We start from the raw sequence: 24,800 nt of genomic DNA on the forward strand, positions 1-24,800 counted from the left end.
CAGGAGAAGCCGGAATGAAAAATGAGAAACACAATTTCGATCAGGACGCTGCGTTGTGGGATCAGAATCCCGGGCGCGTGAAGGTTGCGGCGGATATTGCGCAGACGATCATCAGAGCAGTCCATCCCGATTCAACCATGGATGTGCTGGATTTCGGCTGCGGAACCGGATTGCTTGCACTGGCCTTACAGCCCCTCGTTCATGCCATTACCGGCGTTGACAGCTCACGGGGAATGCTCGATGTTTTTCACCGGAAGATTTCGGACCGGGGTTTGACAAATGTCAGCGCCCAATATCTTGATCTGGATCAGGGTGATGTTCTTACCGGTTCTTATCATCTCGTTGTCAGCAGTATGACGCTGCATCATATTAAGAATGTTGATTCCCTGCTGCGTCAATTTCACCAGATTCTCCGCCCTTCAGGCATGCTGTGCATTGCTGATCTGGATGCGGAAGGCGGCCGGTTTCATCCGGACAATGACGGTGTCTTTCATTTTGGCTTTGACCGCGAAGAAATGAGACGCCTGTTTGCGCAGGCGGGATTTCATGATATTCGGGTGACGCAGGCGGCGCAGGTTGAAAAGCCGGTTGAAGACGGCGCCATGCGATTGTTCACCATTTTTTTGATTACCGGGCGTCAATAACCATCAGGCGCCTGGAGAAGTATGGCGATGCCGTTATTCTCCGCTGCCGGTCAGCACGAACGCCGCCCAGAAATAAGGGTGGGGATACCGCTTTTTAACATGGATCTGAGCCTGCCTCAGCGCCTCGTCTTTTTTCATTTCTTTGAGGTTGGAATAAAAACTCACCATCAGATCGCGGGTGGCCCGATCGTCAACCTGCCACAAACTGGAAACGAGCGAATTGGCCCCGGCGTAGAGAAATCCGCGGGTGAAACCGACGACATCATCCCCCGTGGCCACTTTACCCAGGGCCGTTTCACAGGCGCTCAGGGTGACCAGATCAGCATGGAGGGAAAGATTGTAAAGATCGGCAGCCCTCAGCAGTCCGTTATGGTTTTTGTCCGGAGCGAGGAGCAGGGCGGAAGCGAGCGGTTCATCCAGATTAAATGTGCCGTGCGCGGCCAGATGGATCAGGGGATATTGGTCGCCGTAATGCATTAAATAAGAAGCCGTTGCCTCCGAACGTAAAAGGACTTTGGCACCCGGTAAAATTTTTTCGATGGCCAGAGCTTCATCCTGCGCAAACGCCAAATCGTATTTCGGATCACTCAACTTTGGGTTGCCTAAAATTAAAGCTTTGCGGGCCGCAAACTTTCCGGTGCGTGATTGGAGGAAGCTCAGCACACTGGCGCTGGGTAATGTCCGGATGCTGTAATGGTCAATCAGAAAATCTTTTCCGTCAGCAAGGGCGCTGATGGGCAGGTAATGCAGGGGACCGTGTCCAACCACAATTAACTTTTTTGTTTTGACTAGGGGAATGATGGGCGCAAAAAGCTGCCGATAAAGAGCCTCGGCATAAGGTTTATAAGCGCCGGATGCATGGAATGTAATGGTCCGCCGCAAATCATCTATATCTTTCACAAGATTATTTGCCGTCAATTTCTGCGCCGTGATGGTTGCCGGCGTCAGGATAAAAACATACCAGCTTTTGCCTGTCGTATAATATTCAAGTAAGGTTTCGTCCGGTTTGAGCTTGCTTTGAATTTCGGCTGCGGTCGGCACCTGAACGGTAACGAGAGCGGCTGTTTCCGGCGCTTTTTCCAGCAATTCTTTTTTGAGTGTCACAATTACGGATCGGGTTTTGTTTTGAATATCCCTGCTTTCACCGGATGATACGACGGCCAGTTCATTTTCCGCCTGAGCCAGTTGATTCAGATTTGTTTTGACCTGCTGAATGTTTTCACCGCGAACCGGGATATTCTTTTGCGAAGCGAGCAAATCAACCAGGGCGCGGGCTTTGGCGCGTTCCACATAGGCAAATGCTTCCGGGTAGCGGCCGGTGGCCAGCAGCAGATCGACTAATTGCGCGTAGGCATCCTGTTTGTCGCCGACAAAACCGATGCGGCCCGCTTCCGAATTGATCGAAGAACGTTGCTTTTCGATTACCTCAATGGCTTTTTTCAGCAGGTCTTCGGCTGTCTTTTGCTGGCCTGTGGCTAAAGCAATTTTGGCGCGATCCAGAAGTACCACCCAGTAAATCCCGCCGATTTGCTCAATCTGCGGGTGTCCTAAAAGCTGATCATATCCTTCTCTGGCTTCCGGAAGGTTTCCGGTTTCAAAAAGGCTTTTGGACAGGATATAGAGTTTGGGGATTTCCTGAAAGGTCTGGTCATAAAAAGCAGTGAGCATTCCGGCAACTTTTGCTTCAGGGTTTCTAACGGAGGCCAGGGCATTGGCATAATCTTTTTTGGCCATGTAGATCCGGGCCAATGCGATGTATTTTTCCGGGGCAAAAACCTGGCCGCTGGAATTCACGTTATGGAGAATATCAATTAGCTTTCGGGCCTCTTCCTTCCTTCCCGTGAGTTCCAGGGCAACGCCCCAAAAATCACAAATGCTGATGAGTTCCGACCGGTAGAAATTTTGCCGGTCGCGGCCTTCCGAATGCAGCAGTTTGAATGCTTTTTCACCTTCGCTGACCGCCTTTTGCGGTTCACCCTGGTCCAGATAAATATATCCGCGAAAAACATGGGGATAAACAGAGATGTCCGCCCCATAGGCTGATCTATCGCCCTGATCAACCCGTTTTTGCATCAGTTCGATGGTGGTAATCGCCTTATGGTAGTCTCGTATTTCATAATAAGCGCCGGCCAGAAAAAAAAGACGCCAAGAGGAAAGCTGATCACCCTGATCAAGGGATGGCTGGAGCATCTTAATGATTTCATGGTGTTCTTTTTTCTGGGCGTGCCGGGCAAGTGTAATGTCGTCGAAAATACCGAATCCGGGAAGGAATAAGGATAAAATTAAAATGGCTGATAATACGAGGAGATTTTTGCGTTTCATATGATTTTCCCTGTTCAAATCGTGTTGGCATTTTATGAAAAAATATGCTCTTGTGGGGTATCCAAGTCAAGGAGAAATCAGGTTGAAAAAAAGTAAAACGAGTTTCTTCTGTCAGCATTGCGGCTATATGTCGCCAAAATGGCTGGGCAAATGTCCGTCCTGCAACGGCTGGAACTGCTTTGCCGAAGAACTGGTTTGCGAACCGGAATCAGGCCATCGCGCCGACCTGACTTTTGACGGCATGCCAATGCCTATTGAAGAGATATCGGCCGAGGAGGGGGAGCGGACCATTACCGGTATCGCAGAAATTGACCGGGTGCTGGGCGGAGGTATTGTGGCCGGGTCGGCTATTCTGATCGGTGGTGAGCCGGGCATCGGCAAATCCACACTCATGCTTCAGGTGATGAAAAACCTGGCTTCAGGAGGCCGCAAGGTTCTCTATGTTTCCGGTGAAGAATCCGCCCATCAAATCAAACTGCGCAGCAACCGGATCGGCGCCGCGGCCAAAGATTTACTGGTGCTTGTGGAAGTGTCTCTGGAGAAAATCCTGGGGCAGATTAAAAAGATTGAACCGGCCATCGTGGTGATTGATTCCATACAGACGGTTTATTCAGGCGATTTGATGTCCGCGCCGGGGAGCGTGGGGCAGGTTCGCGAAGCCTCGTCAAGACTTATTCTCTCAGCCAAGAAAAACGGAATTCCTGTTTTTTTAATCGGGCATGTGACCAAAGACGGTTCTATCGCCGGGCCCAAGGTGCTCGAGCACATGGTCGATACCGTTTTATATTTTGAAGGAGATTCCGGGCATGCCTACCGGATCATCCGCAGCATCAAGAACCGCTTCGGCCCCACCAACGAAATCGGTGTTTTTGAAATGGGCGATAAGGGGCTCTCCGAAGTCCCGAACCCTTCAGCTTTCTTTCTGGCCGAGCGGCCGCAGAATGCTCCCGGTTCGGTGGTGGTAGCCAGTCTGGAAGGTACACGGCCGATTCTGGTCGAAATTCAGTCGCTGGTGAGTGTTTCCAATTTAGGCATGCCGAGGCGCACGGCAATCGGTGTGGATCATAACCGGGTGTCTCTGCTGGTGGCGGTTCTGGATAAAATTTGCGGTCTGCATCTGAGCGGATCCGACATCTTTATTAATGTTGCCGGAGGCGTCCGTGTGGATGAACCGGCGGTTGATCTGGGAGTTGTCGCGGCGATGGCGTCGAGCTTTCTGGATCGTCCGGTTGATGCCCGAACGGTTATTCTGGGGGAAGTAGGGCTTACCGGTGAGGTACGGGCTGTATCCCAGATGGAAGTCCGGGTGAAGGAGGCGGCGCGTCTGGGCTTTAACCGCTGTATCGTACCCAAAACAGATACATCTTTATTATCTAAAACAGCAAAAATGGAAGTCTGCGCGATTCGCTCCCTTAAAGAGTTACTGGAAAACCTCTTTTGAAATCAAATCAATAAAAATTTTTCTAAAGCCTTGACAGAGGTGAAATAATGCATAAAATAGCGCGGCTTACACAGCATTTATAAATAACATATCAATAATGAAGAAAGGAGAATAAAAAGCATGAAAATCAGACCTTTACAGGATCGAATCATTGTAAAACGTTTGGAAGAAGAAACCAAGACCAAGGGAGGCATCATCATCCCTGACTCAGCCAAGGAAAAACCGATTGAAGGTAAAATAGTCGCAGTCGGCAAAGGCAAAAAGACAGACGACGGCAAGTTGATTGCCTTGGACGTCAAAGTAGGTGACAAAGTCCTTTTCAGCAAATACGGCGGCACCGAAGTCAAAATCGATGGCGAAGAGTTACTGATCATGAGAGAAGACGACATTCTGGGCGTTATTGAAAAATAAGAAAACTACAAGGAGGAAACTATACAATGGGAGCAAAAATACTTCTTTACGATGAAGAAGCAAGAAAGTCGGTTTTGAAGGGTGTCAACACCCTGGCCGATGCTGTGAAGGTAACTCTCGGCCCGAAAGGCCGCAACGTTATTATTGACAAGAGTTTTGGTTCACCTACTGTAACAAAAGACGGCGTAACCGTTGCCAAGGAAATCGAACTGGAAGATAAATTCGAAAACATGGGCGCGCAGATGGTCAAAGAAGTCGCCAGCAAAACCAGCGACGTAGCCGGTGACGGCACCACCACCGCAACGATTCTGGCACAGGCCCTTTACCGCGAAGGCGTTAAAGCCGTTGCGGCAGGTTCGAACCCCATGGACATCAAACGCGGTATCGACAAAGCCGTTGAAACCGTTGTCAAAGAGCTCAGCAAGATGAGCAAACCCACCAAAGATCAAAAAGAAATCGCCCAGGTCGGCACCATTTCCGCCAATAACGATGAAACCATCGGCAGCATCATAGCAGGCGCCATGGACAAAGTCGGCAAAGAAGGCGTTATCACCGTTGAAGAAGCCAAAGGCCTCGAAACCGAACTGGAGATCGTCGAAGGTATGCAGTTCGACCGCGGTTATCTTTCTCCCTATTTCGTGACCAACGCCGACAAGATGCTGGTCGCCCTGGATGACGCACTCATCCTGATCTACGAAAAGAAAATCAGCGGCATGAAAGATCTGCTGCCGATTCTGGAACAGATTGCCAAGATGAGCCGTCCGCTGCTCATCATCGCCGAAGACATCGAAGGCGAAGCACTGGCCACCCTGGTGGTCAACAAGATCCGTGGCACCCTGCATGTAGCAGCCGTCAAAGCCCCCGGCTTCGGCGACCGCCGCAAGGCCATGCTTGAAGACATCGCCATCCTCACCGGCGGCAAGATGATCTCCGAAGATATGGGCTACAAGCTGGAGAACGTGAAGATCGAAGACCTTGGCCGCGCCAAGAAGATCACCATCGATAAAGACAACACCACCATTATCGACGGCGCCGGAAAGCGCGCTGATCTCGAAGGCCGTGTCAAACAGATCCGCGCCCAGATCGAAGAGACCACGTCTGATTACGATAAAGAAAAACTTCAGGAAAGACTGGCCAAACTGGTTGGCGGCGTTGCCGTTATTAAAGTCGGCGCAGCTACCGAAACCGAAATGAAAGAAAAGAAAGCCCGCGTGGAAGATGCTCTGCATGCCACCCGCGCCGCCGTGGAAGAAGGCATCGTTCCCGGTGGTGGAGTTGCTTATCTGCGCACCCTGCCCGCGCTTCTCAAACTGGCTTTGGAAGGCGACGAGCAGATCGGTGTTAACATCGTAAAGAAAGCGATTGAAGAGCCGATCAAAATGATCGCCTGCAACGCCGGCCTCGAAGGCAGCATCGTTGTAGAAAAAGTAAAAGAGAAGAAAGGTTCCTTTGGTTTCAACGCCCGCACCGACGTGTATGAAGACATGATCGCAGCCGGTGTCATTGATCCGACCAAGGTTACCCGTTTTGCTCTGCAGAACGCAGCTTCGGTTGCCGCTCTGCTTCTGACCACCCAGTGCATGATTGCCGACAAGCCCGAAGAGAAGGGTGCAGGCGGCGGAATGCCCGGTATGCCTCCCGGCGGCGGATATCCCGGAATGGGAATGTAGTAAATTAGATTGAAGATTAAATGATGAAAGCCCCCTGTTCGGAAGGACAGGGGGCTTTTTTATGAGATCCAGTCTTTGGCATCGTCATGACGGTGGCGTCCGGTGTTCGGCATCCGGTCAGGTTGGCGGAAACCTTCATCCCCTCTTATTCCCGTTTCTAATAGGGTTAATATTATACCCTGCGAAGCAGTTCAAAATTGCAGATGCGCACTTCGGGCAGATGGTCTTCCGTCGTGACGATATTGTTTTTACTGTCGAACGACACAATAAGATCGTTGGCTTCAAGCAGGGACCCGTCAATGCCGACGTCGCTAAGACGCGCAATCATTGCTTCGAGGAGGAGGGCCTTGCTTTTGCCGGAGATGATTCCTTCCGATTCGGCTTGTATCAGACTCATTGGTTTTAAAAGTTCATGGGAACCTGCCACCCAGCTGTCGGTGCCGTTAAAGAAACCGCGGATCGATATGAAATTCCGGTCTTCGCGCAGCAGTGGTTCTCCCTGGCTGTTTACCAGATGGCTGTGCGATTCATATTTTCTTCTATCGGTGGATTGCTCTGTTTTGGCGCTGCCGGTCATGTAAATTGCACGCACATAGACGGTGGGAATGCCCCTGAAGCTCAGGTATTGGGCAATTGAAAATTCCTCAAAAGGGCTGTTGAATCCGTATTCCGCGGTTTTTTTACTTTGGTTGTCATTGTTTTGCAAAACAACCATTTCGCCCACGCGGGAGATTTTCCACACAATATGAATATGGTCTTTGGTAAAAGTATAATAGGTGTCGGTTTTCTCGGAAAGTTTCCAGGAATGTGTTTTGCGCCAGCGTTCAGGCAAAAAATAATCGAAAAGGCGCGCGTTTCGGCCAACCACCCACAAGTGTCCCCCTGTGCTTTCGGCAGGCCCGTGGATATAGGGTACGCCCATTATCTCAACGATGCCCAGATGGCTGGGCAGTTCAGTAGGGCGCCAGCGGTGGCACTGGTCATCGTGATAGGTATGACGCTTGTGGCTTTTCACCTTTTCTTCGTGCTCGGGGGTTCGGATCAGGAGCTCGTAATCAATGACGGAATAATCCCCTGCCTCGATTATGCCGGTAACAAGTTCGGTTTGCGCCTTGAGTCTATCGGGTGTTTCAGCCGGAATACTCTCAAAAAGATTTACCTGTTTTTCTTCCAGAATAATGTGCACGGGTTTCATGTCCGCTACATAAAAACCTTTTTGTGCCATATCTGATATGACTTTCAGGGTAACAGGCGAGACGACGGCGTCTGCTGCCTCTCCCGTTATGCCTGAGTCCTGAAGCATTTCTACAACATCCTTACCGCGTATCCACTGGTAGATGAGTTTATATTGCTTGAGGATGTCAACATCAATTCCCGGATGTTTTGCATGGATGCGGTTAAGTTTATCTATCGAACGTCCGCTCTGCCAGAGTTGCATGGTTTCGGGCGGTACATAGATGGCGAGCGGCAACTGGGTTGATATGGCAATTTCCCGGGGGCCGTATCTTCCTTCGCGCATTTCAAAAACGAGAGAAAATTCCTCCCACGGGCTGTTGAATTCGGTATTCATGAATTGCATAAGCGTGTGCGTATCCAGCGGCACGTCTTCTCCCACCCGGCAATTTTTTACGACAAGATCCAGTGCAACGCCGTCCACCATTTTAGTCGGCACCCTGTACACGGCACTGGTGCCTTTCAGCCTTTGGCGTTTGTTCGAAAACCAGGGGTCCTGGTACCAGTTGGAAGGTTCTAAAAGTCCGGCCACGGGAAGGCCGAATTGTGTAAGATAAATATCTCCGCCGTTGCCGGTTTTTCGGTGAACATAGACCACTCCCAGTACGGTGACCAGTGTTTCGAAAGCGGCATGACTTATTGATGGCGGCAGTGGCGATGTGGTGGAAGGCATTCGATTCAGATACCTCGATATCTCAGTTACAAAATGCAAAGTTGAAACCGGGAAGAATAATACAACGTCTTGAAAACAATGCAAGAATAAAAATAGTTTATGACGAGCGGGCGACCCTGAAAGATTGCCTGCATCCCTGGCCGCATCCGGCACCTTACCTTAATGCCCTTGATCTGAACGGCTTCGCACCGGAAGTATGTCCGGTCATTGAAGCCATGCCGCGTGGGTGTTGAGGCAAAATCAGTTTGGGGTTTTTTTGCCGTCAGGGCTTATTTCGGCGGGATTGTAGTCATCAGGATATTTACCGGTTATGCCGGCATAGAATGTTTGAATGATTTTCATATCGGCATTGATATCGCCTGAAGGCCAGACAACGGGTCCGATCCCGCCTGTCTTGTGCGCAAAGTCCAGGAACCCCAGGACAATCGGCACGCCTGCTCCATACGCGATGTGGTAGAATCCCGTCTTCCAGTATCTGACTTTTTTGCGGGTGCCCTCCGGAGGGATAATCATGACGAGGTGATCGTTTTCTTTAAAGGCCGCAATGGATTGCTCGACCATGTTATGGACTTTGGATCGGTCGATGGGGATGCCTCCCAGCCACCTCATGAGCGTTCCAAAGGGCCGTTTAAAAATGGTGTCTTTGCCCATCCAGTATACTTTTACCCTGAACGAGAAGGCCAGTGCCAAAGTTACCGGCATGTCCCAGTTGGATGTATGGGGCGCGGCAATCATGACATATCGCGGCATCTCAGGAAGCTGCCCGACACGGCGAAAACCGAGAATTTTAAGAAAAATCACCGATATCAGGTAAAGCAACGTCCCTAATACGGGCGTATCAAACAGCGTTTTGTTCATAGGTTTTTCCTTTGCTGCATCTTCTTAAAAAGTTACCCGGAAGAAAATGCACTTTCTGTATAGCATAAATCGAAGAAAGTAATAGAGCGCCACTTTGTTTTGGAGCAGACGGGACCAGGCGTCCTTCATTACGTTGTGCACCCATCAGGGTAGAGTGTTTAGTGAGCGCAGCAAAGATCAATGATCGTCAATGTTTTCCTGAATATAGAGACGGCCGTCATCCAGACCGTATGCCAGCAAGTGACCGTATCCTTCCTGGCGGTAGCAGCAACCATTGTCAATGTTGATTCTATTGGTCTGCATGCTGGCGATGATCTTTTCCAGTTTCAGGGGGGTATGGCCGCAAATAACCCGCTTTTTTCCCGAATAAGTCTTTCCGCGACCCCAAAGCATGGATTCCTCGCCCATTTCGCCGAACGGATCCGTAAGCGAAAAGTCAAATTCTCCATGGACAAGCAGGTAATCATCAAGCTCAGCATACAGGGGGAGGGTGCCGAGAAAATCCAGATAGGGGCGGGGGTCCGTCTGACCGAAACTGTTCAGCCCCGCCACAATGCCGTCTTCCATCCAATAATTGTAGTGGAAAAAACGTCGACGGTCCAGACCGGCACCGGCTGTTTTCAACCAGAGATCTTCATGGTTGCCGCGAAGGGCCACCATGCGGCAGCTAAGGTTCATCATCGTATCGAGGACGCCCTTGCTGTCGGGACCGCGATCGATATAATCTCCCAGCAAATAGAGTTGATCTGTTTCCCTGATCTGTATCTTATCGAGCAAGCCACGAAAGGTTTTGCAGCAACCGTGGATGTCGGCAATAGCGTAGCGCATCTTTAACATCATCCCCGAAATTCAAGGCGCTTCCATATCACATCTTGCAGCGTTTTGCATGTGAAACGACAATCGGTGAACCATCATGCCGGGGAAGGTCAGGTCAGTGAAAGAATTGGGTAGGGCCGTCTGATCGCGTTTTACAGGCTTGCGCAATGTTGTTTTGTAAATATTCAGGAACTCTCGGAGCCATCATGCGAAGGGCTGTTTACTTATTCAGATGAAGACATAGAAAAGATGGATTCCAGCCATTCAGACCGTGTCGCAATTCTGTGTTGTCATTACGCGACGCCTCTCAGGCGTTGTGGTAATCTCATGCATACAGCAACTGACGAGAACTCTGTTCAGTCCTCGAATATAAGGGCAAACACAAGATAGGAATTATAAAATGTGTGAAACTGAAATTCTCGCTTGGACGTTGTCATTTGGATACTTCCCTTACTGACATCTTCCTTAGACACTGAGAAAACCTGCTTCGCAAGAACATGGTTCTCTTGGAATATCTGATCCTTTTGGAAATACTGTGGTTTATACTTTTTTATCCATGATGGCGATGCAATTTGTGACTTTATCATTAAACATCGATTTCCATCTTCATCAACTCTACTAACTAATATTAGAAGATAACATACCTTCATTGATGTCAGAACATATTGGATGGCAGAAGAGTGTATTGAACCTTTTGATAATTGACTTAGCTGAAGCACTGTTTCCATAGCCATCGGGTATTGTTGATGAATATTATTCATTAGAGTTGACGGATATAAGACCTCAGAGGCGAATACATTAGCCTCATATTCCATCTCGGCTCTGGTATTAGGAGATAAATCGTGTTCAGAGCAAACATAAAATATTTCTCGATGTTCGGGGATAATGTGGTGACCGAGCTCATGTGCTTGGCCAAATGGCTTCCTTGCATAGTGCAATTCTTCATCAATGAGAACCAATCGCTCGGGAACCACAATGGCGGCTTTAATATATTTGATTACTTTTTTTAAAGGTTCTGTGATGTATCTTCTTAAGATACTATCATCGGACAGATCATATTCAACATACGATAGTCCCTCTTTCTCCATCAAGAATTCTGGCGAAGCCCCCCATTCCATCGCATTATGCTTCCGGCGCAGTACTTCTGCCAAGGTTTTAATTCTGTTTTTATTGCTTTCTGAATAGGTATCCAATGATATCCTACCTCTTTAGTTTTTTACCATTCGCAGTTTCTATAATCTTCTTGAAAAGTTGCTCGAGGTCAATTTTTTCTTTAGTCTTTAGTTCTGGTCCTGAATACTGTGCGGCTAGACCCAGCTCATATGATGTGTCCGATGCTTTATTTGCATTTTCCATAACATGCCCCAATGAAGTCAATAACATCTTCAAATCAACCTTATAGATTTTCGCAAGCTTCGGAACCAATTGAAAGGGCACATGATCATCACTATTTTCAATTTTTTCCAATTCTCGTTCTGTAATACCCAATTCTTTTGAGACTTCAGATAAGCTCTTATTTGAATAAATCCTCAGTATTGTCAAAACATCATTACGTTTCTCCAAATAATCGTCCAAAATTTCGTTAAGTTCCATACCCTTTGTAAGACCGGTTTCTAACGCTGCTTCGTGGATGCCGTCCCTCAATCTATCACGATTCTCTGTCATGGCTAAGCCTCCTTCTTTCTTGCCATTCTAATTCTTCAAAAGCTTTTTAATACAGCTATTATAAATCATTCTCTAATAATGTATTTCTTAAATTTTTCTTCGAAAATGTACGCTTCCTCTTTTGACATATAATACTCTTTTAGTCCATGATCGTTTGCTTTGCCTGTTTGAACCATCCCTATATTCTGGTAAAATTTTTCTGCGGTAGGCAATGCATTTAATAGAAATTCACCACGTAGCCCAATATATTGACTTGTTTTAATGGTGTAATAAATAAGACCTTCACCGATTCGCTTCATCTTTCCAGTGCCAAGCTTATAATAATTCCAAGGTGCTGTGGCAATAAAATCTATGTGAAGGATTTTATCATCTTTACTTAGGCAAAGCATTCCGTCAATTCTTTGATTTGTGATAGCACAGTAGCATTTATGCCCAAATCCCATAGTAAGAGATGTCTTAATGATTTTATTCCATTTGAATAATGGATAATCAAATGCTGCGCTTGAAATAATTTTTTGAATCGTAAATGTAACCCAAGTATTAGTGAAATCTTCAATATCTGAGTCTTTAGCATATCTGATTTGTGTTTCTTTTTCTATCCTTTCTATGTTATCGTAAGATGTGAATATCATGGCAATATAATCTCCTTCTCGGGCTCACCTCCATCTTTTCTGAGGAACAGCTTATAACCCATGTCGCTATACTCGTTAATTATCATATACAGACGAACACTTTGGCGTAGCAATTCTGATAAAGTAATATCCTTATCCTTTGAGTATGCTTCAATATCTTGGCGCACCTTTTCTGGGAGTTGGAACTGCATTAGTTTCTTTGCCATAATGATCCTCTAGCATCTTTTTTTAAATTGCTACTATAATGTTAAGTAATAGTCAAGTATTAATTTCATGAATAATACATTATTTATAACTTAACATTTGCATGCCTTTCAACTACTAAAAAAGCATTAGAGAAGTTTGCTATTGGAGGAACAGAGGGCCGCTACCGCATTACATGCCACCTCAACACCCGCCCCACTTGCTTTCTGACTTCCTTCACCCGCCAGGTAAAATAGTGAAAATGCGGGACGTACTTCAAAATATGAATCTAATAAGGCATTACGTCATATTTGATCTTTCTATTTACTGCAGGTTCTATTCTTTTCGACCAGTCATCTAAATATCCAGCAGTTGCACCGGGGCGCGACTTAAGCGAATCATGCCTGAAACGTTGTGGCGCTTAGCGAAACGGAGCATCAGACAGCCAAACTGTTTGAGCCGCAGGTGAGTTTTTGGCTGTCGCGGAATGAGCTTAGCGCCACAGTTGAGGGCATTGAGCAAAGGCACGCCCCGGTGCAACTGCCACCGCTCTAAAATCCTAGATTTCCAGCTGCGCGGTTTTGTGTCGCAATGTCGTCGCAAGGGAGTGTAGTGATCGAAGTAATCTGACAATTCTGAATGAACAAGATTACCACGCGGCCTGACGCGTGCCCTTTAGGTTGAGGCGGCTCGTAATGACATAACTGGATTGCACTACAGTCGATTCACTGGATGTCCCTCCGTCATAGAAAAATATTGACAAACAAAATGCGATGAGCAAGGGATGTTGCGCAATAGCAAATAAAGGGAAGGAACATGACAAATGCTTCGGGAAAACAATCAGTCCAATCTGAAAACTCTATGCGGCGTTACCATCCCATCCAAATATAAAGGCCCGCCAGACATTGCGAACGGTGGTTATGTTTGCAGCCTCTTTGCCGAATATATCGACGGCGTGATCGACGTCATGATTAAACGCCCCACGCCGCTTGACCGGGAACTGCAAATTTGCACAGGTGGCGACGGGATTTATTATCTGATGGATGGCGATCAAATGATCATTCAGGCCAAGCCGGGCACCATGGACCTCGCGGTACCGGATGCTCCGACATATGAAGAAGCCGTCAGGGCCGCTGCTGCGTCCATTGCCCTGAAACCGACGCCTTATACCCACGTAACCGGACACGGCATTCATCCTATCTGTTTTTGCTGCGGCGCCGATGTGCCGGAAGGCGAAGGCCTGAAGATTCACCCCGGCCAAGTCTTGGGCACCAACATGGTTGCAGCTCCCTGGACACCGTCCATGGAGTATGGCGATAAGCAGGGTTATGTCCTGCCGGAATTCATCTGGACGGCATTGGATTGTCCGGGGGCCTATGCTCTTTGGGAACTGACCGATGCGAAACCAGGGTTTTTGGGAAGGTTGATCGGCCAGATCGAAAAGCCCCTGTGCTGTGACGAGCCATGTGTCGTTGCCGCCTGGCCTACGGGGAGCGATGGCAGGAAGTTATACACCGGAACGGCCCTGTTCGACTCGCAGGGACACATCATCGGCCGGTCGCTTGCGACCTGGTTTCTCATGCCGCCGGAAATGCTGCGGTACCTGGCGAGTTGATGGGTCGTGCTTCCTGATTTAAGATAAGAAGGGGACCCTGTTCCCCGATAATTATCAGCGGCATTCAATATTCCAATCCATGGTCAATGACGCTGAAATCTTGCTTTTTCGATTTGGTGTGCTATGTTGCAAGCCATGCAGCCACTAATCATTCCCCGCAAGGAACACCGGATCTCCCGGAAAAAGATAAACCGGAATGTTCTTAACACACTTTACCGGCTCCGCGACAACGGCTTCATTGCCTATTTGGTGGGGGGATGTGTCCGCGACTTGCTCCTGGAGCGCGCACCCAAAGACTTCGACATCGTAACAGACGCAAGACCCGGTCAAATCAAACGGCTCTTTCGCAATTGCCGGCTTATCGGCCGCCGCTTCAGGCTGGCCCATCTGCACTTTGCAGACGAAATTCTCGAAGTTTCCACGTTTCGGGCTGATGCTCTCCCTGATGAATCGGACATGGAGAAGCCGCTTCCCGATAATCAGAAGCCCCGTCACCTTAAGGATGATTCCGGAATGGTACTTCGCGACAACGTCTTTGGCACACCGGAGCAGGATGCCCTCCGCCGCGACTTTACGATCAATGCCCTTGCCTATAATATCGCGGACTATTCGGTCATTGACTACTCGACGGGCCTTGGCGACCTCCGCGAGGGGCTCATTCGCCCCATCGGCGACCCGACCGTACGATTTACGGAAGACCCGGTGCGCATGCTTCGCGCCGTTCGTTTCGCGGCATCCCATCATTTTGTCATCGAACCTGTCGCGTGGGAGACGCTCTGCGAGTTGTCATCCACCATCTCCCGCGCATCGCCGGGAAGGCTCTATGAAGAGATGTTGAAACTCTTCCTGTTCGGTTCTGCACGGCCGGCTTTCGGTCTGATGCACAAAAGCGGGCTCCTTGCCGCCCTCTTTCCCATGCTCAGTCTGTGGCTGGGCGAAAGCGCCCATCGTCTGAACATCATGAACACTAATCTCGGGCAGCTCGACTGGCGATACCAGACGGGAACGCCGCCATCCCCGGCGCTTTTCCTTGCCGCATTCTTCGGTCCCGTCCTGAAGGAAGCAGCACAGGCCGGCCGCCGGGATGGCATCTCTGGCCGGTTGATACGGGATGCCGCCTTCACCGATCTGATTAAAGAGTGCTCGAAGACCGTGAGCATTCACGGAAAGGCGGCAAACCAGCTGCACAACATTCTTGCCATGCAGCGCCTGCTTCACAACGTGCCGCCGCGTCGTCCTTCCGTCATCGTCAAAAGACCCGAATTTACAGACGCCCTGGCGTACCTGCATCTTGAAGAGGAGTCGGGAGGGGACAATCAATCCGCCCGGGTATGGTGGGATGCCTTTCTTTCACGGGAACCTTCTTCTGTCACTACAGAAACGCCGGCTGATGAAGCGCCGGCAAAACGGCGCAGAAGACGGAAGCGCCGACATCGCCCTGCTGATAGACAAGCAGGACGAACGTTACCGATATTCAATCGGGGTTGAAGACGTTGACCTTGTCTCTGGAAGCAACCATGCCCGTGATGCCGCAAAAGTCTTCCTTTTCCATTGCTGAAAACAGCGATGGGTCGGATGGCGTAAAAGCCGCAAAGCGTTTTCCGTTTTCTTTTTTTCCGATGACAACACCCTTGCCCGGTAAATTATTCCGGTCATAAATCACGGTAAAGGTTTCCACTGTTCCCCGCCCCTCGGGCTGCGGATCAATCTCGTGTTTGGGCCGCAGGTCAACGGCTTTCTGGCAAACGCTTGTATCGGCTGTAGCCGCCGCATTGTCTTTGGGAGGCGTGGTGGCGCACACGGCCGCCGAGTGCTTGGTCATGTAAAAAGAATTACCGGTGACCAGGACCGTCTTGCCGGGATGACGGCGCAGCACCTCAACCATTTGCGCCATGGCGTGCATGACGTAGTTGTTGCCCGGTCCTCCGAAATAGGGAAGCCCTCCGGTAACGGTGAGCGGCCGGGGATCGTTTTCGGCAATGCCCAGCATGTCGCGCGTCACCTGGACGGCAACCGGAAAGCAGCTGTACAGATCGAAGAAATCAATGTCTTCAATGGTCACGCCGGCCTGCGCAAGGGCAGACCGGCCGACGATTTCAATAGCCGGGGAAAAACCGTAGGCCTCTCTTTCCAGGATATGCCAGTGATCCGAGGCTTCGGCATAGCCGTGCACATACACCCATTTGGACCGGTCAATGCCCATCTTCCGGGCCTGCGCCTCCGATGTGACGATGAGGGCGGCGGCCTGGTTGACCCCCAGCATGGCATTCATGCGCTTGGTATAAGGGAAAGCCGTGTTGCGGTTGAGATCCGAAACGGTGATGATTTCTTCGGGCGTGAACGATTCCTGAAACCAGGCCAAGGGGTTTTTGGCCGCGACGAGTGAAAAGCGGCTCATCAGCTCGCCCAGCTTGCGGGTATGATCCGCAATCGTGCGCCCATAACGCCTTCGCAGGGCGTTTTCAAACATGGGATAGCATGTTGAGGGAAGCGAAAGTCCGTGGATGTGTTCTGTTTCGCAGGCTCCGTCAAAGAGCCCCAGAGCAGTCAGCGGGGGAAGGCCGGGGCGCCCGGATGTTACGTTCCAGCCGGTAAATGTCCCGGAATTTTTCGCCTGCTGCATATTGTACTGAGCCTCGGCCCCGGTCAGAATCACCAGACCGGCTTTGTTTTCGGCGACAGACTTCATGGCATGGTGCAGCATGGCGTGCGGCATGATGCCGCCAAATCCGGAAACCATGCACCGTGCATCGGGAAGACTCAGTTTATCGGCCACGGAGCCCGGTGGGTTGATAATCCCGTCATCGGAAAAAAGCGACGTGGTAATGAGCAGGTCGGCCTTTTGAAGGCATTGCATCGTCAAACCGCCGTCTTCTGCCGCAACTGTGACGGCCTCGGCCATCAGGTCCACAGGCGAACCGCAGATCACAGGCGCCGCTTCCTTTTTTGTCAGCTGACCTGCACCGATAATTACGGGGATGTTTTCAGAAGCCATTTTTGATTTCCCTTTCTTTATATTGGTCTCTGTTCAGGAATGTCTGCAGCGTGTTTGCAGCCATCATGGTGGAAAATTAGCAGAAATTCGTCGTTCCGTCGATGAGAAAAGCCTGAGGCATAGGATGCGGCTTTTTTGTGGCTGGTACCGGTTGACCTTATAAGATCAGCGGTGTAGAGTGCTGAAACATCCTGCGTCGTTTCCGCCAACTGTATGGGTTGATAGTTTCGACTGGCAAATATTACATCACTATATTTGTAATATTTAAGTTTCATTACTCAGCTCCTGAGATAGTTCGACTGGCGTTTCGAGCGTCACATCGTTCGCTCTCAACGAGTCTCACTAAAAGAGGGAAGCAAGGCTTCGATGATCAAGGCAATTTTCTGGGACAATGACGGTGTGCTGGTCGATACGGAAGGCCTCTTTTTCCGGGCCAATCAGGAGACGCTGGCGGGTATTGGCATTCCCCTGCGGTGGGAGCAGTTTGAAGAGATCTCTCTTGCCAGGGGGGAAAGCGTGCTGCGGCTGGCGGCAGATCCGGGGACGGATGTATTTAATAAACTGCGGCGTGAGCGGGACGACCGTTATGCCGACTTGCTGACCCGTGAGCCGCTGGTGATTGACGGCGTCCGGGACGTGCTGGATGAGCTCCGCGGAAAATACGTCATGGGAATCGTAACGAGTTCCGGACAGGAGCACTTTGAAATCATTCACCGGCAGTCACAACTCCTGCCTTACTTTCAGTTTGTTTTGACCCTGAAAGACTGCCAGCATACCAAGCCGCATCCCGAGCCATATCTGAAGGCCCTGGCGCTTGCCGGTTTCGCGCCGGAGGAATGCCTGGTCATTGAGGATTCGCCGCGCGGTCTTGCCGCAGCCCAAGGCGCCGGAATCCGATGCATCATGATCCCAAGCAAATTCACCCGTAGTCACAATTTCTCGGGGGCCTATAAGATTTTGAACAGTGTCAAAGAACTTCCGCAGGCGTTGGTATGAATTTCTGTTCCTTTATTTCATCTCCAGGCGCTTCAGCCGTATCTCATTGGACAGCATGTACCAGTGCTGCACGCCATTTTCCAGACGGTAATAATGAAGAATGTAAGCGGCGGAAAGAATCAGAAACAGGGCTGTCAGCAGGATATACGGCACCGTGAAATGCACCAGCGTCCATCCGAAAGACAAAAGAAAAAAAAGGCAGACGAACATCATGGTGATCAGATGCGCCAGTCTTTCGGCCTGCATCCAGGCAATCTGCTTGTCATGATACGCCAGAAGTTCATCCAGCGCTTCAGAATCGGGGTGGCTATCCAATAACTCTCTGACATAGCGTTCGTGCCGCCGGATATATTCAATCATCAGTCATTTCTCCATTTCTCGGGAATTTACCCTATCTTGGGAAGAAACATCGGTGTTCTTTTCTTATAATTTACATATTCCTGTCCCAGTCTCATTTCCAACTCCGGTTCTTCTATCGCTTTCAATTCCATAACGTTCACCAGGATAAAAAGGGGTGTAAAAATGAAAATCAGGCCGATGGACTGAAACGCCGTGCCCAGTCCGAAAAGAAAGATGAAAACACCGCTTAACATCGGGTTGCGAATGTAAGCGTAAGGGCCGGAAGTAACCAGTACGGGCGGCGGATTAAAAGGCACCGGTGTTCCTTTTATTCTTACAAAATGAAACACGCACCAGAAAGCCAGAGACAGCCCCGAAATGATGAAGAGAATGGACAGATAGAAATGAATGGGCGCCGAGGGAAACTGGGGAAAATGAAACAGGCGGTCGATCAGGAAAGCGGCGATGACGAACAATGATGCAAAAAGAAAATAGGACAGACCGACAATTGGGGTAAGGAATATCCGAATCTTTCGGCTGCCTGTTGCTGCCTCGTAGATAAGACCGATCCACTTTGTTTTCAGGCTCATCTAGGATTCCTCTTTTTCCAGGTATGCCCTGTCAGTCATTTTCTCGACACGTTTTGCCGGGTCCTGGCCGTAAAATTCTTTCAGCACGCGGTAAAGCTCCGGGGCGGATTTAACCATCCGGCGGGGCCGGCTGAAAAAGTGTTCCGTGGCGACGGCGAAAAATTCCACTTCGTCTGTTGCGCCATATTCATCAAGGAATGCTGGTTTGCCTTGATGAATATCTTTGAGGAGCCGGATGTATTCACGCGAGCAGGTCTTAATCCAGTCGCGGTATTCTGCGCGGTTTTGCAGTCTTGGCGTACCGTCCGCGCCCCCGTCCTGCATATCCAGTTTGTGGGCAAATTCATGGTAGACCACATTAAAGCCGTATTCCGGCTGACGTCCCCCTTGCAGCACCGCGTCCCACGCCAGAATCACCGGCCCCTGTTCGAAGGCCTGACCGGAGACGGGGGAATCCGGTTCCAGAGGCTCGAGGGCGTTTTCAAAAAAGCCCAGCTTGCGCTCAGGCAAGACGACATCAGAAGGATAGACAATCACTGTTTCCACGTTTTCGTAATAGTTGTGGGGAATATTCAAAAGGAGAAGGCAGGCCTGGGCCGCAATAGTCACGCGGATTTCATCGGTCAGTGCCAATCCTCCGCAGCCTTCCCAGATTTTTTCAGCGATGAAGACCCGGATCAGTTCCTGCAGGTGCATCCGTTCAGCTTCATCCAGCAGGCCATAATCAATCATGTTGCGGCGAATCATGTCTTCCCATCCGGAAGGAAAAGGCAGGGCCATGAGTTTCTGACGCCGTTTTTTGGAAAACCAGCCAAACATCTTGATTCCTTTGATCAGTCTTGTGAAAAATATGTACCATAAATAACTTGATATGAAAAACGACATTTTGGAGGAAACACTCTTGCCGGCGGAGACGCAGGATCATTTTGATCCGGCGGAAGGAGAGGATGCGATATGATGGTTGACAAAAAAACAATCCATCATTATAAAGATATTTCAATAAGTATATAAACATCTAAATTAAACCGAAAGGTTCATGGCTATGACGGAAAAAACAAGAAAATCGAAGAACAGTAAAGAGACGGAACGTATGGCCCGCATATCTTCCGCCTTTAAGGCCCTGTCCAATGAAACACGCCTGGCGGTTTTTGAGAATATCCGTCTTGGCCAATGCAAGGAGTCACTGGATGAAAAAAACCGGCCATCCGTATGCTGTGTCGCGAGTAATTTTGACATATCCCTTTCCACAATTTCCCACCATCTGAAAGAACTGCGCAATGCCAAACTCATTGACTGCGAAAGAAAAGGCCAGTCCATTTTTTGTCAGCCCAATGAAGACACCGTTAAGATGATGATTGAATATCTCACGTCTGTTATGAAGAAATAGACCGGACTCTTTGGCGGCCAAAGGGTAAATACCTCCTCTCTCCATACTGTTTTTTTGTATCTTAAGTGCTCATTCTTTAAAGAGAAATAGCGCGGCCGGCGTGTTTTTTAAAAAAATACTTGACAAAAGAATAGTGAATATTATATTTCGAAATATATCGAAATATAGATATATAGAAATATCTAATTTAGAAAAGAGGAGGTGTCTTATAGCGGCAAAAGAGGAAACACGAAGCAATGATGGTTTGGGGTTCTGTCAGTCCTTTATGGCTCAATGCTGCAGCCCGGGATCAGCGGAAGAAGAGAAAAAGGAGAAGTTTTATTTTAAAAGTTGTGAACCAATGATGAAACAGTTCTGCGCCGGAAAAGACGGGACGTTTGATTTTGACACGTTCCGGTCGAAAGCCGAACAGTTTTGTCAAAAGATGAACATCAAAGAAAAAAAATAATTAAAAAGAAAACGATTCAAGAAAAGAAAGGAGTTGCGACATGACGGAAAATGAAAATTCGAAAGCGTCCTTAGTCAGAAGACATTGCTGGCACGGAATGTGCGGACGGCGGGACAGCGGCCTCTTTTGGGGAATATTCTTTATCATCGGCGGACTTTTCTGGCTGGGGAAGAAAGCAAACTGGTTTCCCGCTGAATGGCTTGAAATGTTCTGGCCGGGGGTGCTTATCTTTATCGGGGTATGGATCATCACGTCTGCATTGATGAGAAGAGATGATCGCCGTTTAAATGAGTAAACATGATGACGGGCAAAATCACGGGAAGGCTGATTGGTCTGGTGAAGGCATTGTGTCAGGGATCATCACTCGCGGCGCCGACAAGATTATTTCGGCTGGATAAATTTTAAAAAATAGGGAAAGGAGATCAGGATTATGAAACAGGAAGAAATCAAAAAAGCAGTCAGGGAAGGTTATGGAAAGATCGCTCAAAAGGGTGGTTCGTGCTGCCGTCCTTCAACTTCAGGCAGCGGCCCTGATATTAACGTAGTTCAAATCAGTCAGAACGTCGGTTACCGTTCAGAGGATCTACAGTCCGTCCCCGAAGGAGCCAACCTTGGCCTGGGATGCGGAAATCCTGTTGCGCTGGCCTCCCTGAAAGCGGGAGAGACGGTCGTTGACCTGGGTTCGGGAGCGGGCTTTGACTGCTTTCTTGCCGCAAATGCCGTCGGAAAAAAGGGCCGCGTCATCGGAGTGGATATGACGCCGGAAATGCTCGATAAAGCGCGGGAGAACGCCCGCAGGGGAGGCTACAGCCAGGTTGAATTTCGCCTGGGTGAGATTGAGAATCTGCCTGTTGCGGACAATACCGCGGACATTATCATCTCCAACTGTGTCATCAACCTGGCCCCCGACAAAGAAAGAGTATTTGCCGAAGCTTTCCGCATCCTCAAACCCGGTGGCCGTCTCATGGTCTCCGATCTCGTTCTTTTGTCGGAATTACCCGCATCGCTCAAAGAATCAATCTCCGCCTATATCGGGTGTGTCGGCGGTGCGATTGGAAAAGACCTTTATCTCGGCGCCATAAAAAAAACCGGATTTCAGGACGTGAAAGTGATAGATGAAACAACCTACCCGATAGAGGATCTGATCAGCCATCCGGCGGCAAAGGATACGGGTGTTGATTCGGCTACTCTGGGTAAAACGTTGTCCAAACTATCGGCAGCCGTTGCCAGCATCAAGGTATATGCCGTCAAACCGGAGATGCATTAATCTTAAGGGAGGATCACCCATGAAAGAAAGTAAATGTTCCAACTGCACGATGAGATCACGCTATGATCGAAATCCGCATTCCATCATCAGCAAAATATGGAAATGGCATACCACCTGGTGCCCGGGATGGAAATCGTATCTTAAATCGTTGCCGGCAAATGAAAAGGATGAAATATTAAGGAAATACAGCTGAAAAAAATAGAGGAGGGTTGTTGACGCTATGCATCATGCTTTTATTCATCTCTCCGGGTTGCCATTAAAATAATAAGTTGGTAGTATAGCCGCGTATGGATCCGGAAGCATATCATGATAAGTAATTCCGGCAGGCAGTAGGAAGTATGCGGGGACGATTGACTAAAAAGATGGATTCTTCCCCATTCTTTTATGTTTTCATCAGGGAGGTCCTGTAAATGCCCGCGGTTAAAGTCAATGGCATCAGCATGTATTATGAAATTCATGGAGAAGGCATTCCCCTCATCCTGATCATGGGGCTGAGACGAAATCTGGAATGGTGGTATTGCCAGATCCCGGAACTCTCGAAGCGCTTCCGGGTAATTGCCTTCGACAACCGCGGGGCGGGACGGTCAGACAAGCCGGATATGGAATACTCCATTCGGCTTTTCGCCGATGATACCGCCTGCCTGATGGACGCGCTGGAACTTCCTGACGCGCATGTTCTGGGCATCTCGATGGGCGGATACATTGCTCAGGAACTGGCCATTAATTATCCCGACAGGGTGAGAAGTCTCATTCTGGGCTGCACCGGCTGCGGAGGCAGGCGAGCCGTGCTGATGAGCCCGGAGCGGGTGAAGAAATTTACGGCCAATGAAGGCCTGACGCCTGCCGAGATCCTGCGCAAAGACATGGATATTTATTTTTCCGATTCATTTGTTGCTGGCCATCCGGACAGGATTCAAAACTTCATCGATATCTCCCTCAAGTATTACCAGCCCGCGGACGCCTTTCTGCGGCAATTTGCGGCCTGCCAGAAACACGACACGGTGGATCGGCTGGGCGGCATCCGGGCTCCCGTTCTTCTGGCAACCGGCGATGACGACCCCCTCGTACCGTCGCAAAATTCACTGATCTTGAAAGAGCTGCTGCCCGTATCCAAGCTTGCGCTTTTCGAGCATTGCCGGCATGCCTTTTTTATTGAAGAAGCGGCCCGGTTCAACCGCATGGTCATGGAATTCATTCAATCCCGCTCAGGCGCGACGGATGTTGATTCTCGGTACTTGCTGCAAGGTGGCTAATTCCCGAAAGGAGTCAATTTATGAAATGGCAGGATGTGTATCAGCAGAAACTTACAACCGCTGCCGAAGCCGTGGCGCACATTCAATCGGGAAACAGGGTGGTAGTCGGACATGCCTGCGGATCGCCGGAAACCCTTTTGGCGGCGATGGTCGCCAATAAGGAAGCGTATCGGGAGGTGGAAATCGTTCACATGGTTGCGATGGGCCCCTCCGAATATTGCCTTCCGGAAAACAGCCGGCACTTTATCCACAACTCTTTCTTTGCGGGGCAAACCACCAGAAAGGCCATCAATGAAGGGCGGGCCGTTTTTACGCCCAGCCATTTCAGCCTGATCCCCAAGCTGTTTACGGAAAAAATTCTGCCGGTGGATGTCGTGCTCTGCATGCTTTCCACACCCGATGAACACGGTTACTGCTCTTTCGGCATTTCCGTGGATTATACAAGGCCCGCGGCATACAGTTCCCGATTGGTTATCGCCGAGGTAACGCCGCATATGCCCAGGACGCTCGGCCAGTCGTTCATCCATGTGTCCCAGATTGACTACCTGGTGGAGTGCGATGCCCGGCCGATTACCATGCCCCCTCCCCAAATCACGGCGGCCGATGAAACCATCGGGCATTACTGCGCCGGGCTGATCCAGGACGGGGATTGTCTGCAATTAGGTATCGGAGCCGTGCCGGATGCCATTCTGGGATTCCTGAAAAAAAAGAGGCACCTCGGCGTTCACACGGAGATGTTTTCAGACGGTGTTGTTGATCTGGTCAATGAATCGGTGATCGACTGTTCGAAGAAGAATTTTCACCCCGGCAAAATGATCGCCACTTTTTTTATGGGAACCGAAAAACTTTATTCATTCGTTCATAATAATCCGATGGTCGAAATGCACAGCGTGGATTACACCAATAACCCGGCCAACATTGCCCAAAATGACAACGTGGTAGCCATTAACTCCGCCCTGGAGGTTGACCTGACCGGACAGATCGCCGCGGATACGATCGGCTACAAGCAATACAGCGGCACCGGGGGGCAGGCGGATTTTGTCCGGGGCGCTGCCTGGTCCAGAGGCGGACGCTCCATCATCGCCCTTTATTCCACGGCGGCCGAAGGAAAAATATCACGAATATGTTCCCATATCACCGAAGGTGCGGCCGTTGTGACCAATCGCGCCGACGTTCATTATGTGGTTACAGAATATGGTGTTGCGGATTTGCGGGGAAAGTCCGTGACAGACCGGGCGAAGGCTCTGATCGCCATCGCTCACCCGGATTTCAGAAATACTCTGAAAGAAGACTTCCGGGTGAACAGAGGAAAATAACGGAAGAAAATAATTGCGGGAGATTCCGGCGGAAACCTGCAATTTC

At 49.6% G+C, this 24,800-nt stretch carries 26 protein-coding genes; 13 read left to right on the forward strand and 13 right to left on the reverse strand.

Annotated features, from left to right (window positions below):
* Positions 1–14: 14 nt before the first annotated feature.
* Positions 15–644 (forward strand): SAM-dependent methyltransferase, encoded by a 630-nt coding sequence (locus CVU71_05750; GenBank protein PKN19871.1) that lies wholly within the window; start codon positions 15–17, stop codon positions 642–644.
* 33 nt (positions 645–677) lie between these two features.
* On the opposite strand, the gene CVU71_05755 is transcribed toward CVU71_05750, so the two are convergent.
* Positions 678–2,966 (reverse strand): hypothetical protein, encoded by a 2,289-nt coding sequence (locus CVU71_05755; GenBank protein ID PKN19872.1) that lies wholly within the window; start codon positions 2,964–2,966, stop codon positions 678–680.
* A 34-nt stretch (positions 2,967–3,000) separates the two neighbouring features.
* Between CVU71_05755 and CVU71_05760 the strand changes: the two genes are divergently transcribed.
* From CVU71_05760 to groL, 3 genes are all read left to right on the forward strand, one after another.
* On the forward strand, positions 3,001–4,407 hold the full coding sequence (locus tag CVU71_05760; GenBank protein ID PKN19873.1) for a DNA repair protein RadA: 1,407 nt from the start codon (positions 3,001–3,003) through the stop codon (positions 4,405–4,407).
* 120 nt (positions 4,408–4,527) lie between these two features.
* Positions 4,528–4,818, forward strand: a complete 291-nt coding sequence (locus CVU71_05765; protein PKN19874.1) for a co-chaperone GroES — start codon at positions 4,528–4,530, stop codon at positions 4,816–4,818.
* A gap of 26 nt (positions 4,819–4,844) precedes the next feature.
* The gene (groL, locus tag CVU71_05770; protein ID PKN19875.1) at positions 4,845–6,488 is read left to right on the forward strand and encodes a chaperonin GroEL; all 1,644 of its coding nucleotides are present in this window, start codon (positions 4,845–4,847) and stop codon (positions 6,486–6,488) included.
* A 172-nt stretch (positions 6,489–6,660) separates the two neighbouring features.
* On the opposite strand, the gene CVU71_05775 is transcribed toward groL, so the two are convergent.
* A complete protein-coding gene (locus tag CVU71_05775; GenBank protein ID PKN19876.1) occupies positions 6,661–8,394 on the reverse strand; it encodes a hypothetical protein in 1,734 nt (577 codons plus the stop codon).
* On the opposite strand from CVU71_05775, the gene CVU71_05780 reads away from it, so the two are divergent.
* Positions 8,379–8,627 (forward strand): hypothetical protein, encoded by a 249-nt coding sequence (locus CVU71_05780; protein ID PKN19877.1) that lies wholly within the window; start codon positions 8,379–8,381, stop codon positions 8,625–8,627. The genes CVU71_05775 and CVU71_05780 overlap by 16 nt on opposite strands.
* A 7-nt stretch (positions 8,628–8,634) precedes the next feature.
* On the opposite strand, the gene CVU71_05785 is transcribed toward CVU71_05780, so the two are convergent.
* From CVU71_05785 to CVU71_05810, 6 genes are all read right to left on the reverse strand, one after another.
* Positions 8,635–9,252 (reverse strand): glycerol acyltransferase, encoded by a 618-nt coding sequence (locus CVU71_05785; protein PKN19878.1) that lies wholly within the window; start codon positions 9,250–9,252, stop codon positions 8,635–8,637.
* A 177-nt stretch (positions 9,253–9,429) separates the two neighbouring features.
* The gene (locus CVU71_05790; protein ID PKN19879.1) at positions 9,430–10,092 is read right to left on the reverse strand and encodes a serine/threonine protein phosphatase; all 663 of its coding nucleotides are present in this window, start codon (positions 10,090–10,092) and stop codon (positions 9,430–9,432) included.
* Between the two features lie 332 nt (positions 10,093–10,424).
* A complete protein-coding gene (locus tag CVU71_05795) occupies positions 10,425–11,186 on the reverse strand; it encodes a hypothetical protein (protein ID PKN19880.1) in 762 nt (253 codons plus the stop codon).
* Positions 11,187–11,268: 82 nt separating this feature from the next.
* On the reverse strand, positions 11,269–11,733 hold the full coding sequence (locus tag CVU71_05800) for a hypothetical protein (GenBank protein PKN19881.1): 465 nt from the start codon (positions 11,731–11,733) through the stop codon (positions 11,269–11,271).
* A gap of 65 nt (positions 11,734–11,798) precedes the next feature.
* Positions 11,799–12,365, reverse strand: coding sequence for a hypothetical protein (locus CVU71_05805; protein PKN19882.1), 567 nt, complete (start codon positions 12,363–12,365; stop codon positions 11,799–11,801).
* On the reverse strand, positions 12,362–12,571 hold the full coding sequence (locus CVU71_05810) for a hypothetical protein (GenBank protein ID PKN19883.1): 210 nt from the start codon (positions 12,569–12,571) through the stop codon (positions 12,362–12,364). The genes CVU71_05805 and CVU71_05810 overlap by 4 nt, the downstream gene beginning before the upstream one ends.
* Before the next feature lie 800 nt (positions 12,572–13,371).
* On the opposite strand from CVU71_05810, the gene CVU71_05815 reads away from it, so the two are divergent.
* Together CVU71_05815 and CVU71_05820 are read left to right on the forward strand one after the other, a co-directional pair.
* Entirely contained in the window at positions 13,372–14,163 is a 792-nt protein-coding gene (locus CVU71_05815) for a hypothetical protein (protein PKN19884.1), read from the forward strand.
* 123 nt (positions 14,164–14,286) lie between these two features.
* Positions 14,287–15,651, forward strand: coding sequence for a poly(A) polymerase (locus tag CVU71_05820; protein ID PKN19885.1), 1,365 nt, complete (start codon positions 14,287–14,289; stop codon positions 15,649–15,651).
* Here the strand turns inward: CVU71_05820 and CVU71_05825 are convergent.
* Complete coding sequence (locus CVU71_05825; protein ID PKN19886.1) at positions 15,638–17,158, reverse strand: acetyl-CoA acetyltransferase; 1,521 nt, start codon at positions 17,156–17,158, stop codon at positions 15,638–15,640. The genes CVU71_05820 and CVU71_05825 overlap by 14 nt on opposite strands.
* A 17-nt stretch (positions 17,159–17,175) precedes the next feature.
* Positions 17,176–17,433 carry a hypothetical protein gene (locus tag CVU71_05830; protein ID PKN19887.1) on the reverse strand — a complete coding sequence of 86 codons (258 nt, stop codon included), beginning with the start codon at positions 17,431–17,433 and terminating at the stop codon, positions 17,176–17,178.
* A 91-nt stretch (positions 17,434–17,524) separates the two neighbouring features.
* On the opposite strand from CVU71_05830, the gene CVU71_05835 reads away from it, so the two are divergent.
* On the forward strand, positions 17,525–18,154 hold the full coding sequence (locus tag CVU71_05835) for a hypothetical protein (GenBank protein PKN19888.1): 630 nt from the start codon (positions 17,525–17,527) through the stop codon (positions 18,152–18,154).
* Between the two features lie 12 nt (positions 18,155–18,166).
* Here CVU71_05835 and CVU71_05840 read toward each other — a convergent pair whose 3' ends face one another.
* From CVU71_05840 to CVU71_05850, 3 genes are read right to left on the reverse strand one after another with little or no spacing between them, the layout of a single operon-like run.
* Complete coding sequence (locus CVU71_05840; GenBank protein PKN19889.1) at positions 18,167–18,514, reverse strand: hypothetical protein; 348 nt, start codon at positions 18,512–18,514, stop codon at positions 18,167–18,169.
* 26 nt (positions 18,515–18,540) lie between these two features.
* Positions 18,541–19,083 carry a hypothetical protein gene (locus tag CVU71_05845; GenBank protein PKN19890.1) on the reverse strand — a complete coding sequence of 181 codons (543 nt, stop codon included), beginning with the start codon at positions 19,081–19,083 and terminating at the stop codon, positions 18,541–18,543.
* Complete coding sequence (locus CVU71_05850; protein ID PKN19891.1) at positions 19,084–19,902, reverse strand: hypothetical protein; 819 nt, start codon at positions 19,900–19,902, stop codon at positions 19,084–19,086.
* A 217-nt stretch (positions 19,903–20,119) separates the two neighbouring features.
* Here CVU71_05850 and CVU71_05855 point away from each other — a divergent pair, with 217 nt between their 5' ends.
* The 5 genes from CVU71_05855 to CVU71_05875 all read left to right on the forward strand — a co-directional run bounded on the left by CVU71_05855 (position 20,120) and on the right by CVU71_05875 (position 24,754).
* On the forward strand, positions 20,120–20,470 hold the full coding sequence (locus CVU71_05855; protein ID PKN19892.1) for a transcriptional regulator: 351 nt from the start codon (positions 20,120–20,122) through the stop codon (positions 20,468–20,470).
* 488 nt (positions 20,471–20,958) lie between these two features.
* Positions 20,959–21,213, forward strand: coding sequence for a hypothetical protein (locus CVU71_05860; GenBank protein PKN19893.1), 255 nt, complete (start codon positions 20,959–20,961; stop codon positions 21,211–21,213).
* Positions 21,214–21,348: 135 nt separating this feature from the next.
* Complete coding sequence (locus CVU71_05865; protein PKN19894.1) at positions 21,349–22,185, forward strand: arsenite S-adenosylmethyltransferase; 837 nt, start codon at positions 21,349–21,351, stop codon at positions 22,183–22,185.
* A 410-nt stretch (positions 22,186–22,595) separates the two neighbouring features.
* Positions 22,596–23,438, forward strand: a complete 843-nt coding sequence (locus tag CVU71_05870) for an alpha/beta hydrolase (protein ID PKN19895.1) — start codon at positions 22,596–22,598, stop codon at positions 23,436–23,438.
* 20 nt (positions 23,439–23,458) lie between these two features.
* Positions 23,459–24,754 carry a 4-hydroxybutyrate CoA-transferase gene (locus CVU71_05875; protein PKN19896.1) on the forward strand — a complete coding sequence of 432 codons (1,296 nt, stop codon included), beginning with the start codon at positions 23,459–23,461 and terminating at the stop codon, positions 24,752–24,754.
* Positions 24,755–24,800 lie beyond the last annotated feature (46 nt).

It is taken from the genome of Deltaproteobacteria bacterium HGW-Deltaproteobacteria-6, from assembly GCA_002840435.1.
Classification (GTDB): Bacteria; Desulfobacterota; Syntrophia; order Syntrophales; family Smithellaceae; genus UBA8904.

Excerpts from the sequence above, each read along its gene's own strand:
- CVU71_05850 (PKN19891.1), bottom strand. The coding sequence starts at position 19,902 with ATGTTTGGCTGGTTTTCCAAAAAACGGCGTCAGAAACTCATGGCCCTG.
- CVU71_05830 (PKN19887.1), bottom strand. The coding sequence starts at position 17,433 with ATGAAACTTAAATATTACAAATATAGTGATGTAATATTTGCCAGTCGA.
- CVU71_05840 (PKN19889.1), bottom strand. The coding sequence starts at position 18,514 with ATGATTGAATATATCCGGCGGCACGAACGCTATGTCAGAGAGTTATTG.
- CVU71_05865 (PKN19894.1), top strand. The coding sequence starts at position 21,349 with ATGAAACAGGAAGAAATCAAAAAAGCAGTCAGGGAAGGTTATGGAAAG.
- CVU71_05805 (PKN19882.1), bottom strand. The coding sequence starts at position 12,365 with ATGATATTCACATCTTACGATAACATAGAAAGGATAGAAAAAGAAACA.
- CVU71_05780 (PKN19877.1), top strand. The coding sequence starts at position 8,379 with ATGTGGTGGAAGGCATTCGATTCAGATACCTCGATATCTCAGTTACAA.
- CVU71_05750 (PKN19871.1), top strand. The coding sequence starts at position 15 with ATGAAAAATGAGAAACACAATTTCGATCAGGACGCTGCGTTGTGGGAT.
- CVU71_05820 (PKN19885.1), top strand. The coding sequence starts at position 14,287 with ATGTTGCAAGCCATGCAGCCACTAATCATTCCCCGCAAGGAACACCGG.
- CVU71_05755 (PKN19872.1), bottom strand. The coding sequence starts at position 2,966 with ATGAAACGCAAAAATCTCCTCGTATTATCAGCCATTTTAATTTTATCC.
- groL (PKN19875.1), top strand. The coding sequence starts at position 4,845 with ATGGGAGCAAAAATACTTCTTTACGATGAAGAAGCAAGAAAGTCGGTT.
- CVU71_05815 (PKN19884.1), top strand. The coding sequence starts at position 13,372 with ATGCTTCGGGAAAACAATCAGTCCAATCTGAAAACTCTATGCGGCGTT.
- CVU71_05785 (PKN19878.1), bottom strand. The coding sequence starts at position 9,252 with ATGAACAAAACGCTGTTTGATACGCCCGTATTAGGGACGTTGCTTTAC.
- CVU71_05760 (PKN19873.1), top strand. The coding sequence starts at position 3,001 with ATGAAAAAATATGCTCTTGTGGGGTATCCAAGTCAAGGAGAAATCAGG.
- CVU71_05790 (PKN19879.1), bottom strand. The coding sequence starts at position 10,092 with ATGATGTTAAAGATGCGCTACGCTATTGCCGACATCCACGGTTGCTGC.
- CVU71_05800 (PKN19881.1), bottom strand. The coding sequence starts at position 11,733 with ATGACAGAGAATCGTGATAGATTGAGGGACGGCATCCACGAAGCAGCG.
- CVU71_05775 (PKN19876.1), bottom strand. The coding sequence starts at position 8,394 with ATGCCTTCCACCACATCGCCACTGCCGCCATCAATAAGTCATGCCGCT.
- CVU71_05875 (PKN19896.1), top strand. The coding sequence starts at position 23,459 with ATGAAATGGCAGGATGTGTATCAGCAGAAACTTACAACCGCTGCCGAA.
- CVU71_05825 (PKN19886.1), bottom strand. The coding sequence starts at position 17,158 with ATGGCTTCTGAAAACATCCCCGTAATTATCGGTGCAGGTCAGCTGACA.
- CVU71_05860 (PKN19893.1), top strand. The coding sequence starts at position 20,959 with ATGACGGAAAATGAAAATTCGAAAGCGTCCTTAGTCAGAAGACATTGC.
- CVU71_05795 (PKN19880.1), bottom strand. The coding sequence starts at position 11,186 with ATGGAATGGGGGGCTTCGCCAGAATTCTTGATGGAGAAAGAGGGACTA.
- CVU71_05835 (PKN19888.1), top strand. The coding sequence starts at position 17,525 with ATGATCAAGGCAATTTTCTGGGACAATGACGGTGTGCTGGTCGATACG.
- CVU71_05855 (PKN19892.1), top strand. The coding sequence starts at position 20,120 with ATGGCTATGACGGAAAAAACAAGAAAATCGAAGAACAGTAAAGAGACG.
- CVU71_05845 (PKN19890.1), bottom strand. The coding sequence starts at position 19,083 with ATGAGCCTGAAAACAAAGTGGATCGGTCTTATCTACGAGGCAGCAACA.
- CVU71_05765 (PKN19874.1), top strand. The coding sequence starts at position 4,528 with ATGAAAATCAGACCTTTACAGGATCGAATCATTGTAAAACGTTTGGAA.
- CVU71_05810 (PKN19883.1), bottom strand. The coding sequence starts at position 12,571 with ATGGCAAAGAAACTAATGCAGTTCCAACTCCCAGAAAAGGTGCGCCAA.
- CVU71_05870 (PKN19895.1), top strand. The coding sequence starts at position 22,596 with ATGCCCGCGGTTAAAGTCAATGGCATCAGCATGTATTATGAAATTCAT.